Source organism: Salmonella sp. SAL4457 (assembly GCF_046548235.1).
In the GTDB taxonomy this organism is placed as follows: Bacteria; Pseudomonadota; Gammaproteobacteria; order Enterobacterales; family Enterobacteriaceae; genus Salmonella; species Salmonella enterica.
Map to the genome: position 1 here is coordinate 1 of NZ_JBGDZO010001192.1, position 242 is coordinate 242.

1 pseudogene is annotated in these 242 nt (G+C 64.5%); it reads right to left on the bottom strand.

Annotated features, from left to right (window positions below):
• Positions 1-242 (bottom strand): annotated as a pseudogene (locus tag ACLJNW_RS27960) (RNA-binding transcriptional accessory protein); the annotation flags it as partial.

Genomic DNA, 242 nt, shown 5'->3' on the forward strand with positions numbered 1-242 from the left:
ACGTCGTGCTGGTACTGGCCGACGCCGATCGACTTGGGCTCGATCTTCACCAGCTCCGCCAGCGGGTCCTGCAGGCGACGGGCGATGGATACGGCGCCGCGCAGGGACACGTCCAGCTCGGGGAACTCCTTCGCCGCCAGTTCGGAGGCGGAATACACCGATGCGCCGGCTTCGCTGACCATGATCTTGGTCAGCTTCATGCCCGGATACTTCTTGATCAGTTCGCCGGCCAGCTTGTCGGT